Source organism: Paenibacillus pectinilyticus (assembly GCF_001700435.1).
Taxonomy (GTDB): Bacteria; Bacillota; Bacilli; order Paenibacillales; family NBRC-103111; genus Paenibacillus_E; species Paenibacillus_E pectinilyticus.
Window position 1 is genome coordinate 181,639 of the sequence record NZ_LYPC01000022.1, and the last position, 14,229, is coordinate 195,867.

Genomic DNA, 14,229 nt, shown 5'->3' on the forward strand with positions numbered 1-14,229 from the left:
TGATTAATTAATTGGAGGCATCAATACGATGAAAAAAACAGGGGTTATTCAGTCACTTGCACTCACCGCATTATCTTCAGTTCTATTAGCAGGATGTGCTTCTCAAACAGCTTCCAGTGATGGAAAGCTAAATGTGGTCACAACCTTTTATCCAATGTACGAATTTACAAAACAGGTAGCAGGTGATCATGCCAATGTCATAGCGCTAATCCCGCCTGGTGCTGAGCCCCATGATTGGGAACCAAGTGCAAAAGATATGAAAAAAATTAAAGAAGCCAATGTGTTTGTTTATAACGGAATCGTTGAAGGTTGGGCTGAAACAGCACTGAAAAGTGCTGCGAATACCAAACGCATCGTAGTAGAAGCAAGTAAAGACATTCATTTAATGGAGGGACTGCCAGAAGAGGAGGACGATCATAAAGTTGATGAATCAAAGGATCATAAAGAGGCAGATGGCTCTAAAATCATGGATCCTCATGTTTGGCTCGATCCTGTTCTTGCTCAAAAGGAAGTTGAATCCATTGTGAATGGGTTAACGCAAACAGATCCTGTACATCAAGAGGATTATCGTAAAAATGCAGATGTTTTTATCGGGAAACTCAAAGCGTTGGATGACTCTTACCGAACAGCTCTTAAAAATGTCAAACGGAAAGCATTCGTCACGCAGCATGCAGCCTTTGGTTATTTGGCCAAAGAGTATGGACTTACACAAGTCCCGATCGCAGGACTCTCTCCGGAAGAAGAACCAGCACCGGATAAGATGGCGGACATTATCCAATTTGCAAAGACGAATCAGGTGAAAACGATCTTTTTTGAGACCTTAGTAGATCCCAAAGTAGCCAAAACGATTGCTAATGAAATCAACGCTAAAACGGATGTTCTTAATCCCATCGAGGGCCTAACGGATGAAGATAAGAAGAATAACTTGGATTACATTGGTGTTATGAGCAATAATCTTGATGCACTCAAGAAAGCTCTAAACGACTGATATATTCGTAAAATTTACATATAAAAAGGAGAACCACGATGTCACATTTTAGAATACCTGTCACTGTATTAAGCGGCTACTTAGGAGCCGGCAAAACAACCTTATTGAATCATATTCTTCATAATCGAGATGGCTTGAGAGTAGCGGTCATTGTCAATGATTTAAGCGAGGTTAACATCGATGCTGGCCTCATCCGAGAAGGCAATGGATTATCCCGAACGAGTGAAAGTCTGGTGGAGATGTCCAATGGCTGCATCTGCTGTACTCTTCGAGAGGATTTACTGGTTGAGGTCGAACGATTAGCCAAAGAGGAGAAATTTGATTACATTCTTATTGAATCAACTGGTGTAGGCGAACCGCTGCCTGTCGCGCAAACATTTAGCTATTTAGATGAGGAAAAAGGCATAGATTTGACGCAATTCTGCCGTCTGGACACCTTGGTGACAATCGTGGATGCCTTTCGATTCTGGTCTGATTATTCATCAGGAGAAACCTTACTTGAACGCAGTCAAGCCGTAGGAGAGGATGATACGCGGGAAGTGGTTGATCTGCTTATTGATCAGATTGAATTCTGTGATGTCCTTATTTTGAACAAATGCGATATGTTGGAAGAAGATGATCTTCAGGAACTCGAGCGTGTACTCCGAACCTTACAGCCAAGAGCCAAATTTATCCGTTCCGTGCAGGGAAAAGTTGCTCCAGCAGAAATACTGAATACACATCTATTTAATTTTGATGAGGCTAGTACATCCGCAGGCTGGATGCGAGAAATGGAAAAGGAAGCCCATATCCCCGAAACAGAAGAGTACGGCATTTCCTCTTTTGTCTATGAACGAGTAAGGCCCTTCGAGCCCTCACGATTAATGAACTGGATGGAAGATTGGCCTGCTGAGATTGTACGGGCGAAAGGCATTATGTGGTTGGCGACTCGCAATCATTTAGCTCAAAATTTAAGTCAGGCAGGTCCTTCCGTTAGCTTCGGTCCAGCAGGCTATTGGGTAGCTGCGCTACCGGATGACGAAAGAGCGGCTATTCTTGCAGAAGATGCCGATCAGCTGATGAGCTGGGATGACACCTACGGAGATCGGATTAATAAAGTGGTGTTCATTGGGATCGAAATGAATCGAGCTGAGATTGAGGGTACATTAGATACGTGTTTATTAACCGATGCAGAAATGGAAGGGGATTGGACGCAGTTTGAAGATCACTTGCCGAATGCTCTGATAGAAATGGAAGCAGAGATGTAAGCAGCTATTTTATTGGGATAAAATACAAGTCAACTTCTCATACTAAGTACGAGAAAATGGAGGTGACATGTATGCCCAAAAATGATGCCGATCCCAAAAATGACCGCGAAGATAACCGAGCGGATAGCAAAAACAATCAACAGAATCATGCTAATTTTCTTGAAGAAGCAGAGACCTTAACCAGTGAGAAGGCTGCTGATTATGTGCCAAGTTTAAATGGTATTCCTAAAAATCAAGTTTGATTAAAGAAACTGCTCGCTCATCATTGATTGATGGGAGAGCAGTTTTTGGTTACTCTATGGTTGCCCTATGGTTTGATCAAGCTTCCCTTGTAAGTGAGCTAGACGCATAAGGACAATCGCTGCTTGCGCTTTGCTGACTTTAGCTAACGGCTCGAATGCGCCATTCGTTCCTTCCATAATCCCAAGATCAACAACCATAGCGACGTCAGATTTGTTCGTAATCAAATTGCTGTCAGTGAAAGGCAATCCAGGTAAGGTAGGAGCCAAGAGGCTCGTTAGTTTATTGTATTTAAGAATATGGATCAGTGAGGTTGCCAAAGCCTCCCGTGTTAATTCTTGATCTGCGTTTAAAAGACCATTTGCATCCGCATCGAGCCATTTTTGTTGTATGAATGTACGGATGGCATCAAAATATGGACTACTTTCAGTAATATCGGCAAATAATGGCTTATCCATTCTGTTTCCATTATAGAAATTTTTATATTGGGGCGTCAGGGCTGTAGCCATCATTGTCAGCCAATCTCCATACTTAATCGTTTGGTCTGGGTTCAGCTTACCCGCATCATCCGGAGTAAGGACATGATATTGAATCATTGTTTCCAAGTCTTGTTGTGCCCAGTGGCCAGAAATATCGGTTGGCTTCATGGAAGCCTGTGAGGATGAATTCTGATTTAACCATATAGATCTCCATGTGCCGTCAGTCGCGTCCAGTGCTGTGTAGTTCAAGGTTGTGCCTTTCAATACTTGATTGTAGTCCAATTTAGCAATCGGTTGTTCATATGTATTACTGTTCGTGAATCCACCAAAAGTATTTATTTGTAACTCAAGTTTCGTAGAATCCCAAATTTGAGCAAGTGCCTGCTCCTTTGTTAAGTTTGCTTTCAAAGCAGTCATAACTTTATCATCTAAAACTGTCTTATTGGAGTAATAGTTACTCACATTTCCTTGTAAATCTAAGGTTAAGTTAACCGTATCGCCGCTTACGGCTAACCCTTGATAAAATCTTTGAAAAATAAATGAATAATACTGTGATTGGGCAGATGATCCCGTTGTTACATCAAGGCTATTGTGATAATCGATCTGTTTTAAATCTTCACTAGCATTTGGATAAATCAGATTTAACACTTCTGCAGCTCGCTGCTGTGCTGCATTCTTCGAGATAGCGGGTTCATTCGATGATGGTTTAGCAGTAGATGGGTAAGGACTATAGACGTCTGACGTGTAATTGAGAATAATACCGGTTTTGGCGTCTACAGTAGCTCTGTATGATCCAGGCCCCATTCGAAGTTCTCCATCTCCCCAATATAGTGTCCAGACTTTTTGATGATCGCCGTTCCAATCTTCACTCTGGGAATTTTGTAGAAGCTTTTTTTCTTTTAGTAAAGGGAAGGCTTGTTCCGCGATTCGTGCCGCTTGTTCAGCGGTTAATTCCCCATTTGTCGTGATAGGGCTAAATCCATTAACTGTTTTAGGCACAGGCACATAACGTGTACCTTGCTCATTGATTGGTGAGCCGAGAGTTTCAAATTGACCCGTTTGTCCATCTATGGGTTGAAGACTAGGTACATATCCTAACCACCAGGATTTTATTTTGTTTCCGCCCTTACGAATGGGGATGTATTGAAGTTCTGCTGATTGATGTTCCTTTGCAAACGTCTTTGCTTGCTCCAACGTAATTTTGGGTACCGTAGACGGATAACTGCTTAATTGAAGCACTTTATTAAACTGCAAGACATTTCCTTCTCCGTCTAGCGTTACTTGTACCCCGCCATCATTCAATTTCACACCATTCATCATAATATTATAATTGAAAAAATACTGAACAGGCCCAAACAACGAAATTTGACCTTGAATTTGGAAACTATCATCGTTTAGCTTCAAACTATCAGGTACAATTGATGGGGCAGCCTGAAGGATAAAGTCTTTCGCGAGCTGCTGCGCTTCTTCTTTCGTTATTTTAGGAGGGAAATGGATGGTGTTGCGCGGATCGTTAAGTGAAGGCATATACATTTGTAAGAGGTCGCCATTCATCGCATCCACTCTGCTGCTGAAACCAGAACTTCCATTTTCTGTTTTGAATTGCCACTGAATGGTCCAGACTTTCTCATTACGTGCAGGGAACGTGTTGGGATCTCCGAAATCAACAGATTCAACAGAAGCCTCTTTTAAAGCAGGAAACAGTTTTCTTATCCGTTCAACAGCCTGATCTTTCGAAATTTTTGCATCAGCAGGATTTAAAACTGTGGTATCGGAAACCGCTTTGATTGTAGTCGTATTGCTCGTATCAGCGGCTAATGCACTTGAAGCAATAATACTTACTCCTGTCATTGTTATAAGCATGGATTTGCCTAGCAGGTTCAGTGTTTGTTTCCTATTTTTCAACCCATTCACTCCTTAAATCTGTATTTTGGAAAATGTTACCACTAACTTTTACGTCTAAAATTAAGAAAAGTTTCTATTTATAGGAAATTTCTCAGTGTTGATTTCAGTTTGGAATATTGATATAAAGAGGGAAAGGATTCCTAGCATAACTTGTTTTGCAATAAAATACGTCTAGTTTGAAAGGAGGTAGAACATGGATTACACATCTCCAATTGAAGAGACATTTAAGATGTTACGGGTTCCCAAAATTACCATTGCGGCCGGTCGCCGTCATACCGTTGGTCTTAAATCGGACGGGACAGTGATTGCTGTGGGTGATAATAAATGTGGCCAATGTGATGTAAGCGGCTGGCGTGACATGGTTGCGATTGCGGCTGGTAATGTTCATATGGCGACAAACACAGGTAATGCGCATACTATCGGTCTTACATCTAACGGAACGGTGGCCGCCGTAGGTTGGAACAGGCATAATCAATGTGATGTAAACGATTGGCGCGATATTGTGGCGGTAGCAGCTGGGTGGCGTCGTTCCGTTGGGCTTAAACTGGATGGCACAGTAATCGCTGTGGGTCGAAATAATGAAGGCCAATGCGATGTAACTGGCTGGCGTGATATGGTTGCCGTATCGGCGGGGGACTGGCATACCGTCGGGCTTAAATCGGATGGAAAGGTATTGATTGTAGGTAATAATCGATATGGTCAATGCAATGTAAACGGCTGGTCCGATATTGTGGCTGTATCGGCGGGTTACCTGCATACTGTAGGGCTCAAATCAGATGGCACGGTGGCAGCTGCGGGGCTGAATAGGCATGGCCAATGTGATGTAAGCGGCTGGCGCGATATTGTGGCAATAGCAGCAGGTAGTCATCATACAATCGGTCTGAAATTGGACGGAACGGTCGTTGCTGTGGGGTGGCATAAGCATGGCCAATGCCAGGTAAGTGATTGGCACGATATTGTGGCGGTAGCAGCAGGCTGTGCTCATACGATAGGCCTTAAAAAAGATGGCACAGTGGTTGCTGTAGGTGATAATGAATATGGTCAATGTGATGTAAGCGAGTGGCGTTTAGGTTAAGGTATTTTGGAATATCAAAGGAAGTGATGTTTTAGGAGCAACCTCACTTCCACTTTATGGTGCAACTCAACGAAGGGATGAAGCTTTCAATTTGAAGCCTTTCATACAATGATCCCAAGCTTGGTTTGATCCTTTCCAGTCTTCTCCCTTTGGTAGAAGTACCATGCTAATTCCATTCAGTCCCCAATCCTCGTAAATCACGTCTTTGCGATCCTCCTGATGGTTATTCACGATCAGAAGATGGAATTTCCTGGGACTCAACCTTTTTAATGCTGCGTGTAGTTCCTTTGCTTCCTTTCTTTTCGCATTGGTTCTAATAAAAAGAATCGGTTGATCTTGAATCATTCTCAAAAACCGATCTACGCGTCGATTGAGCTTTTGTTTAAACGCGGGATACGCTTCCTGCCATCGAACTGCGCTGAGATAAAGAGGGAAGTCATGGAAAGATATAACGTCATGTGCGTTATCTCTAATAACAAAGCATTCATTGGTTGTGCCTATGAGTTCAAGTTGGTTAAGTTCCATAAAACCGTTGAAACGATGATCTATCAAACGCACCACTCCGTCGATCGAATCGGAAACAAACCAATCTAAGGGACCCGCATATTTTCGTAAGCCCAATCTTTTAAGCTGAAATGCTGTTTGACAGGTGGAACCCAGACTAATGTAAGCCTTATAACCCCCCAAGGAATCACGCCATTTCATAACTTTCACTCCCGTTTCAAGAAACGATTTCCACCACATGACGAGTAGAATTACAGTATGCAAATAGTAATTTTGCGCTTGGGCAAACATACCGTATAATCCGAAATTCTTTTCATGAGCATGTCATTCATTTGTACACATAAGGAGATAAAACTATGGCAAAAAACAAATTACTAAGAATGGACAATGTTGGCATCGTTGTAGAATCCCTTGATGAAGCAATCCCATTCTTCGAAGAGATTGGCTTGAAGCTCGAAGGGCGAGCTACTGTCGAAGGTGAATGGGCTGGTCGCGTAACCGGGCTGGGTTCGCAGTGCGTAGAGATTGCCATGATGGTTACCCCAGATGGCCACAGCCGAATTGAACTTTCGCGCTTTCTCACCCCAGCTACGATATCAGATCACCGAACAGCTCCAGTAAATGCCCTCGGTTATCTGCGCGTCATGTTCGCTGTTGAAGACATTGATGAAATGGTAGCCAGACTTACTAAGTATGGTGCTCAGATTGTTGGCGAAATGGTTCAGTACGAGAACTCGTATCGGCTCTGCTACATTCGTGGCATTGAAGGAATTCTAATCGGTTTGGCGGAACAAATGGGTAAAAAATAAGCGACGTCTAACAAAAGCAAAAAGACTTCTATGAATATCGATTTTTTGGTATGATCCTTGCATAGACTGGAAGGGAGTTTTGGAGATGCGGCCGAAAGTATTTCTTGCAAAGCAAGTTCCATGTGAAGTGGAAGCGTACATTGCTCAGCACTGCGATTATCGGATGTGGGACAGGGAAGAGGAGATTCCTCGCCAACAGCTTTTAGAGGAGCTATCCGATGCGGATGGACTTTTAATTTCTGGCGGAAGCATTGATCATGAACTGTTGGAGCATGCACCGAAGCTCAAAATTGTTAGCAATGTCTCGGTTGGTTACAATAATTTCGATACAGAGGCTATGAAGGCCAGGGACGTAATGGGGACTCATACTCCGGGAGTACTGGATGAAACGGTAGCAGATACGGTCTTCGGACTTATCTTGGCCACAGCGAGAAGAATTCCGGAGCTCGATGCTTACGTTAAGGCTGGCAAATGGAAAAAAGGAAGCGAAGAGCGTATTTTCGGTATAGACGTTCATCATGCTAAACTTGGGATCATTGGAATGGGGCGTATCGGGGAAGCGATTGCCAGACGGGCGAAGTTCGGATTCCATATGGATGTCGTTTATTACAATCGTAGTAGAAAAATGGAAGCCGAGCACAAGCTAGGCGTTGTCTACAACTCATTGCAGGAGCTGCTGCAAGAGTCAGATTTTGTAGTGGTCATGACGCCATTAACACCTGAAACCACTCAAATCATCGGGTCTGAAGAATTGGCCCTGATGAAGAAGACCGCGATCTTTATTAATGCCTCCCGTGGGCAAACTGTCGATGAGCAAGCACTAATTGAAGTTTTGGAAACAGAAAGCATCCGCGGAGCAGGTCTTGATGTTTTCCAGCAAGAACCAGTAGATCCGGATAACCAATTATTGCAAATGCCTAACGTCGTAACCCTGCCGCATATCGGTTCGGCTACTCATCAGACGCGTTTCGATATGGCTATGCTTGCTGCGAAGAACTTGGTAAAGGGCTTGCAGGGTGAAATTCCACCAAACCTTGTCAATGAGTTGAAGAGATAGTGGAGAAACCGGTATGCGGATGACGTATACCGGTTTTTTTTAAGTTTTATGGTAAAATGCGTATGTCATTAAATAAAACGGACAGGTACTCAATTTATGGTAAAATATGAGTAGCTGCCCAGGGAAATGAGGAGGCTGCTATCGCGTTAATTCAAAAGGAGGAATGCGTTGATGCAGGATCTACAGTTAATTGACTCCCAAACGTTACTTAAACATTTATATATAAATGCTCCGATTGGGATCGCTTTAATCTCTCTGGATCGGAAATGGATGAGTGTTAACCCTACGGTTTGCAGTATTTTCGGGTATTCGGAAGAAGAATTTAAGGATGTTATTCTAGAAGAAATTCGACATCCTGACGATAGGAACAACACCACGGATTTACTAACAAAATTAATGGATGGCGTCATCCCATCCTATGAGGTGGAAAACCGGTATTTTAATAAAAATGGCCATATCGTTTGGACCTATGTACATGTTTCTTTAGTTCGTGATGACAATGACGGAAAGCCTTTATATTTTATTACCCAATTTATCGATGTAACCAAGAATAAACTAGCAGAACTAAAGCTGCAGGAAAGTATCGAACGCTATACGTCGTTAAAGAAATACAACCATGATGCTATTATTTCTTTTGGTTTGGACGGAATTATCATTAACGGCAATAATATGGTGCATCAGATGACCGGATATCTCATTGAAGAGTTAATTGGCAATGGAATGTCCAAATTAATTGGCGAAAAAAGTGCAACTCATTTGCTTTTGGCTTTAAACGATCATGTGGAAATCGAAAAAGTTGAGAAAAACATCACTTATATTCAACACAAGGATGGGTATTCCGTTGAAGTGTTGGTCACGCTAGCTCCAATCATCATACAGACGAAGACGATGGGCTTTTACATCATAGCGAAAGATATGACGGAACAAAAAAAATTAATTATTGAAAAAGAAGCTGCCGAAAAGACGAATAAAGCTAAAAGCGAGTTTTTAGCCATGATGAGTCATGAAATCCGTACGCCTATGAACGGTGTTATCGGTATGACAGATGTACTCTTAGACACGAAGTTGGATGAAGAGCAGATCGACTATGTAAAAATCATAAAAAAGAGTGGCGATACGCTGCTCGCGATTATCAATGATATTCTAGACTTCTCCAAAATTGAATCCGGCAAGACGGAATTAATGGAAGAACCGATGAATGTGAGAGATATTTTATCAGAAACGCTTTATATGGTTATGTCTAAAGCGCTTGAGAAAAATCTAGAGATCACGACATCCGTCTGTCCTAGGGTTCCTAATTTGGTTTATGGAGATAGTACGAAGTTAAGACAAGTTCTGATGAATTTGCTCAGTAATGCCATCAAATTCACTCCTAACGGCGCGATTGCAATCAGCATTGATACGGTGTCTCACGAACTGAATAAGGTACGCCTTCAATTTGCAATCCGGGATACAGGTATCGGTGTTCCGAAGGAACAGGCAGGTCATTTATTTGAACCATTTTATCAAGTAGATCATTTTATGACTCGGAGAACAGAGGGGACGGGTTTAGGACTAGCTATCTGTAAAAAACTTGTTGCGCTCATGGATGGTCAAATCTGGCATGAGGCTTCAGATGATCAAATAGGATCAACTTTCTCGTTCACAGCTAACTTTCGGGTCCAAACGAATCTTGTAGACCCATTGCAATATGAAATGTGGCCTCAAGAAGATAACATTGTCGATAATTCAACAGAACAAACGTTGAAAATTCTAATTGCAGAAGACAATGACGTGAATCAAATTGTGTTAAAGAAAATGATAGAGAAACTCGGGCACAAAGCGACCCTAGTAGCAAATGGTAAAGAAGCCGTAGAAGCTGTCAAGCGTTATCCTTATGATATTATCTTTATGGATATTCAAATGCCTTGGATGGATGGGATAACAGCTACAAAGTTAATCAATGACATGTATACAGGTAAGAAACGCCCGTGCATTGTGGCCGTGACAGCACACGCAATTAAGGGCGACAGTGAGAAATATCTGTCTGTGGGTATGGATGCTTACATCAGCAAGCCAATCAGCATTAACGCGATATCAGAAATCATTGAAAGATTTGAAAAACTGAAACAAATTTAAATGTAAATGCCTGAGCAATCAGGCTTTTTTATTTAATAATCGAGTAGACGTCCATTATCGTTCCACTGACCGTACATGTTGTTTTCCCTCGTATTTATTAGGAATTTTTCTAGTCTGCTATTATATAATTCAGGCTGATTCCGATTACTTTGTATCGCGTCGATCCGAACTCTTTTATAAAGATCCGGAAATTCTACGAAATTCTCATATACCTGCTTTTCCTCTTTTAACATTTGTTCGATTTCTTCATCTATTCTAAAAGAATGGGGATCCATATCAGGAAGAACCCATCTTCCTTCGTCTCTCATTAACCCCAACTTTTCAAGACGACGGACTCGTTCTTTATTTAATTCGGTCCATGAACTTTTTTTACTTCTAGGAGATAGTCTCTGAGCCAGTTCCGTTTCAGAAATTTTCTTCTTGACTCCATCGATCCATCCAACGCACAAAGCTTCTTCGACCGCATCCAAATACAACAACACATCGGGGAGGGGAGTTATACTAACGATAACCCAGCAACTCTTTTCAGTCTTACTGTTGTTCTGAAGCCAATGCCTTAAATCTTCCCTGGATTGTACGGATAATAAATTTTCGATTTCCATAGATAAGTACAATTTCTCCTTTCCAAATTGGATTCGTATTCCCCTAGTATATCTTTTTACATAAATGGAAAATAAAAAATGGCCTTTAATTGAACAGGCCATTTATTACCGAGTTACTGTTTGTTGGAAATAACTTTATCAAGGAATTTATCTGCGTCACTATTAAATTTCCAAACAACACCAAATTTATCAGCTAACATACCGAAGCAGGAAGACCAAGGCATTGCTGATAACGGCATGATAACATAACCACCTACAGATAAGTTAGAAAAGTAATCTTCCAGTGTCTGTTTATCATCAATAACGAGACTAATCAGTATGTTGTTGCCTTTAACCAACTCGCCAGTTACACTCTTCATCGAAGGTGGGATATCCGACATCATGATTTTCCCACCTGCAAATTCGATTGAAGATTCCATGATCATATTTAATTCATTTTCAGGCAATGGATAGTTTGGATCTTGGGGAAAATCGCTGAATTTTACCTTCTTTACCTCGTTCGCATGTAAAGCCTCCGAATAAAATTCAATTGCTTGTTCTGCGACTCCATCAAAATTTAAATATGTAATAGCTGACATTAAGTTATACCTCCTTCTTGTGATAAATGTAGTATAATCCACAAAAGGTGACAGCAGTATGTCACTGTTCCTACATGAACCAGCGAAAAAGAGGGGGATATATGGACAAGGTAGAGAGATTAATTTCTATTATCATGATACTACTGAAAAAAGATGTCGTTACAGCAAAAGAATTCGCACAATTATTTAACGTTTCCAAAAGGACAATTCTTCGTGATATGGAAACACTGAGTTTATCAAACATCCCGATCTATTCTATCAGTGGAATCAATGGCGGATATTGCATGATGGATGAATACAAGGTTGATAAACGCCTTTTAAGCAATACCGACTTGGAGAATATATTGACTGCGCTCGGCGGATTGGAGTCAATTCTAATTAGCAAAGAAGTTGAAGTGACGATAAAAAAGATTGAAGCCATGGTTAATCCATTGTCTCCGAAAAGTTCAATCCATCTGTCATTTTATGAGTGGGAGGGTCGGTCAGAAATTCTTCAAACCTTGAAAATATGCCAAGAATCAATATTAAAGAGAAGGTTAGTTTCATTTGATTATATAGATAAAAATGGCACCACTACAAAAAGAATTGTCGAGCCATACTTGCTTCATTTTAGTGAAACGAGCTGGTATTTGAAGGGATTCTGTTTACATCGCCAGGAATATAGAACATTTAAATTATCCAGGATCGATCATTATCAAATGGATGAAAACACATTTAACCCAAGAGATTATTCATTGGAACAAGAACATGAAGCAAGTTATCAACCGCAGCAATTAGTCGCAATTAAAGCGTTTATTTCGCCTAGCATTAAAGATCAATTCATTGAAAGGTACGGTAGAAAGAGCATTGAAAACTATAGTTCTGACTATTTCTTAGCCACCATCCATGTTCCTCAAAACCGTATTGGTTTTCAATTCTTAGCAAGCCTGGGTACAAATATAAAAGTCTTAGAGCCCGAAACATTTGTTGAAGAATTTCGTATTTTTTTAATTCGTATGGTGGAGAAATATTCTTGAAAAAGGTTAAATGGAAAAACGTTAAGCTAACTAGGAACGTTTATACAAATCAACATTGTACGGAAGTGACACGGTTGGATAATCCGAGAAGCTCGGGTGAGTGGAGACTGCCACCGACCATTTGATCATCATAATGTGTTAAATAAAATGAGAGCGAAATATGATTGGGAAGAACCAGCTGAACCCATTGTCCCTTGCAAACCTCTGCCTGTTGTGAATTTTGAATGGCAGTCCCATTACAAACTAATGAGTTATAAGATTGGCGGGTTAAAAATCCTGTTGCATAGTTGAAGTCGGCAGAGGTCACGTTGACTTGCAAATTAGTTCCATCGTCTAATTGGATGGTCACCCATTTATTCATGCATTGTATAATATTTGAAATTCCTACTCTGTTATCGGGGAATGATGGGAAACTATTCCACATGTGATGATCTCCTTTATAATTAAAGTTGGGATATACGCCTTAGATCGTACATTGCTTCCACCATATGCAACGGAGTGGGCATTTGTGAGCAATTTGAAAAGAGCCCCAGGTGACTGTGAACGCTAGGCTGAAAGGAGACATTCCAGAATGGTTGTAATACCCGATACATTTATTAAAAGAATGCACGAACTCCACGGTGAACAAGGTGTTGCCTGGTCGGAGGCGCTGCCTGAACTAATCGCCGACTGTGCAAAGCGCTTCGACTTTATCCCTCTAGCTACATTTTCAAATTTAACATACAACTTTGTGCTCCGCGGAACGCAAAGAAACGGGAAACAAGTCGTCCTTAAATCATCCTTTATGAAGAAGGAGTTGTCTAGAGAAGTTAGTGTTCTTCGCGCTTATAAGGGCCGAGGGGCTGTAGATGTGCTTGAAGCAGATGAGGAATGGGGAGTAGCATTGCTGGAGGGAGCAGAACCCGGCATACCGTTGTCGACAATTGAGAATGATGCACATGCGACAGACATCTTTTGTGAAGTATTTCACCGTCTTCACCTTTCGCCGCCAATGGGCAGCTTGTACCCGTCAATGAAGCAGCATTTCATGGCAATTGAGCGATACCGAGAGCGATTCAAAGATAAGAAAGATGATAGGCCACTGCCACTGAGTTGGGTGGAGAAGGCCGAAGAATGTCTGGAATATCTCATCGCGACCACAAATGAGAATCTCTTACTACATGGCGATCTGCATCATGATAACATCCTTCAGCAAGGTGAAGAGAAATGGGCTGTCATTGACCCCAAAGGTATTATCGGCGACATTCATTTTGATACGATCCAGTATCTGCTGAACTACGAGGATCGTGGTGGTTACTGCCAACAGGTGCTTCGAGATCGGGTAGCGAATATGACAGATCGGCTAGGTCTTGATCATCGCCGAATCGCGATGTGGGGTGTGGCGCGAGGTGTGTTGGAGGCGTGCTGGACGATTGAAGACGGAGGAACGGATTGGCAGAGAGGCATCCAAATTACGGAACGTTTTGCCAAACTTCTAGATTGAGGCGTATCCAATTTCCCCCTCTCCGCTGGCCGCGAGCATGGGAACCGGCAGATTAATGGCGGCGACAAGGCATACGACTAGATTATAGGTAGTTTTGCTTGGACATACATACCTATTAAAGCTTCATA

At 41.7% G+C, this 14,229-nt stretch carries 14 protein-coding genes; 9 read left to right on the plus strand and 5 right to left on the minus strand.

Translation table 11 applies throughout. The annotated features are described in order from the left end of the window. Window positions 1-28 precede the first annotated feature (28 nt). From A8709_RS17110 to A8709_RS34630, 3 genes are all read left to right on the plus strand, one after another. A complete protein-coding gene (locus tag A8709_RS17110) occupies window positions 29-988 on the plus strand; it encodes a metal ABC transporter substrate-binding protein (RefSeq protein WP_065853574.1) in 960 nt (319 codons plus the stop codon). Between the two features lie 38 nt (window positions 989-1,026). Next, the gene (locus A8709_RS17115; protein WP_065853575.1) at window positions 1,027-2,235 is read left to right on the plus strand and encodes a GTP-binding protein; all 1,209 of its coding nucleotides are present in this window, start codon (window positions 1,027-1,029) and stop codon (window positions 2,233-2,235) included. Between the two features lie 71 nt (window positions 2,236-2,306). Then, on the plus strand, window positions 2,307-2,477 hold the full coding sequence (locus tag A8709_RS34630) for a hypothetical protein (protein WP_167357110.1): 171 nt from the start codon (window positions 2,307-2,309) through the stop codon (window positions 2,475-2,477). Window positions 2,478-2,531: 54 nt separating this feature from the next. Here the strand turns inward: A8709_RS34630 and A8709_RS17120 are convergent, their stop codons facing one another. Continuing rightward, entirely contained in the window at window positions 2,532-4,859 is a 2,328-nt protein-coding gene (locus A8709_RS17120; protein WP_065853576.1) for a YcdB/YcdC domain-containing protein, read from the minus strand. A gap of 193 nt (window positions 4,860-5,052) precedes the next feature. Between A8709_RS17120 and A8709_RS17125 the strand changes: the two genes are divergently transcribed. Then, window positions 5,053-5,934 carry an RCC1 domain-containing protein gene (locus A8709_RS17125; RefSeq protein ID WP_065853577.1) on the plus strand — a complete coding sequence of 294 codons (882 nt, stop codon included), beginning with the start codon at window positions 5,053-5,055 and terminating at the stop codon, window positions 5,932-5,934. A 66-nt stretch (window positions 5,935-6,000) separates the two neighbouring features. Here the strand turns inward: A8709_RS17125 and A8709_RS17130 are convergent, their stop codons facing one another. After that, the gene (locus tag A8709_RS17130) at window positions 6,001-6,729 is read right to left on the minus strand and encodes a DUF1796 family putative cysteine peptidase (RefSeq protein ID WP_065853578.1); all 729 of its coding nucleotides are present in this window, start codon (window positions 6,727-6,729) and stop codon (window positions 6,001-6,003) included. Window positions 6,730-6,794: 65 nt separating this feature from the next. Between A8709_RS17130 and A8709_RS17135 the strand changes: the two genes are divergently transcribed. From A8709_RS17135 to A8709_RS17145, 3 genes are all read left to right on the plus strand, one after another. Next, window positions 6,795-7,247, plus strand: coding sequence for a VOC family protein (locus A8709_RS17135; protein ID WP_065853579.1), 453 nt, complete (start codon window positions 6,795-6,797; stop codon window positions 7,245-7,247). 85 nt (window positions 7,248-7,332) lie between these two features. Then, window positions 7,333-8,304 (plus strand): 2-hydroxyacid dehydrogenase, encoded by a 972-nt coding sequence (locus tag A8709_RS17140; RefSeq protein ID WP_065853580.1) that lies wholly within the window; start codon window positions 7,333-7,335, stop codon window positions 8,302-8,304. A gap of 171 nt (window positions 8,305-8,475) precedes the next feature. Next, on the plus strand, window positions 8,476-10,422 hold the full coding sequence (locus tag A8709_RS17145; protein ID WP_065853581.1) for a PAS domain S-box protein: 1,947 nt from the start codon (window positions 8,476-8,478) through the stop codon (window positions 10,420-10,422). A 32-nt stretch (window positions 10,423-10,454) separates the two neighbouring features. Here the strand turns inward: A8709_RS17145 and A8709_RS17150 are convergent, their stop codons facing one another. Next, window positions 10,455-11,024 carry a YdeI/OmpD-associated family protein gene (locus A8709_RS17150; RefSeq protein ID WP_065853582.1) on the minus strand — a complete coding sequence of 190 codons (570 nt, stop codon included), beginning with the start codon at window positions 11,022-11,024 and terminating at the stop codon, window positions 10,455-10,457. Between the two features lie 113 nt (window positions 11,025-11,137). After that, window positions 11,138-11,602, minus strand: coding sequence for a VOC family protein (locus A8709_RS17155; RefSeq protein WP_065853583.1), 465 nt, complete (start codon window positions 11,600-11,602; stop codon window positions 11,138-11,140). Between the two features lie 101 nt (window positions 11,603-11,703). On the opposite strand from A8709_RS17155, the gene A8709_RS17160 reads away from it, so the two are divergent. After that, entirely contained in the window at window positions 11,704-12,618 is a 915-nt protein-coding gene (locus A8709_RS17160) for a helix-turn-helix transcriptional regulator (protein ID WP_065853584.1), read from the plus strand. Window positions 12,619-12,667: 49 nt separating this feature from the next. Here A8709_RS17160 and A8709_RS17165 read toward each other — a convergent pair whose 3' ends face one another. Then, window positions 12,668-12,979, minus strand: a complete 312-nt coding sequence (locus tag A8709_RS17165; RefSeq protein ID WP_208607696.1) for a hypothetical protein — start codon at window positions 12,977-12,979, stop codon at window positions 12,668-12,670. A gap of 210 nt (window positions 12,980-13,189) precedes the next feature. Between A8709_RS17165 and A8709_RS17170 the strand changes: the two genes are divergently transcribed. Beyond that, window positions 13,190-14,101: an aminoglycoside phosphotransferase family protein gene (locus tag A8709_RS17170; RefSeq protein WP_065853586.1), complete on the plus strand. Its 912-nt coding sequence runs from the start codon at window positions 13,190-13,192 to the stop codon at window positions 14,099-14,101. The last annotated feature ends 128 nt before the right edge of the window (window positions 14,102-14,229 follow it).

Coding starts and splice junctions, on each gene's coding strand:
- A8709_RS17110 (WP_065853574.1), top strand. CDS start 29: ATGAAAAAAACAGGGGTTATTCAGTCACTTGCACTCACCGCATTATCT.
- A8709_RS17115 (WP_065853575.1), top strand. CDS start 1,027: ATGTCACATTTTAGAATACCTGTCACTGTATTAAGCGGCTACTTAGGA.
- A8709_RS34630 (WP_167357110.1), top strand. CDS start 2,307: ATGCCCAAAAATGATGCCGATCCCAAAAATGACCGCGAAGATAACCGA.
- A8709_RS17125 (WP_065853577.1), top strand. CDS start 5,053: ATGGATTACACATCTCCAATTGAAGAGACATTTAAGATGTTACGGGTT.
- A8709_RS17130 (WP_065853578.1), bottom strand. CDS start 6,729: ATGTTTGCCCAAGCGCAAAATTACTATTTGCATACTGTAATTCTACTC.
- A8709_RS17135 (WP_065853579.1), top strand. CDS start 6,795: ATGGCAAAAAACAAATTACTAAGAATGGACAATGTTGGCATCGTTGTA.
- A8709_RS17140 (WP_065853580.1), top strand. CDS start 7,333: ATGCGGCCGAAAGTATTTCTTGCAAAGCAAGTTCCATGTGAAGTGGAA.
- A8709_RS17145 (WP_065853581.1), top strand. CDS start 8,476: ATGCAGGATCTACAGTTAATTGACTCCCAAACGTTACTTAAACATTTA.
- A8709_RS17150 (WP_065853582.1), bottom strand. CDS start 11,024: ATGGAAATCGAAAATTTATTATCCGTACAATCCAGGGAAGATTTAAGG.
- A8709_RS17155 (WP_065853583.1), bottom strand. CDS start 11,602: ATGTCAGCTATTACATATTTAAATTTTGATGGAGTCGCAGAACAAGCA.
- A8709_RS17160 (WP_065853584.1), top strand. CDS start 11,704: ATGGACAAGGTAGAGAGATTAATTTCTATTATCATGATACTACTGAAA.
- A8709_RS17165 (WP_208607696.1), bottom strand. CDS start 12,979: ATGAATAAATGGGTGACCATCCAATTAGACGATGGAACTAATTTGCAA.
- A8709_RS17170 (WP_065853586.1), top strand. CDS start 13,190: ATGGTTGTAATACCCGATACATTTATTAAAAGAATGCACGAACTCCAC.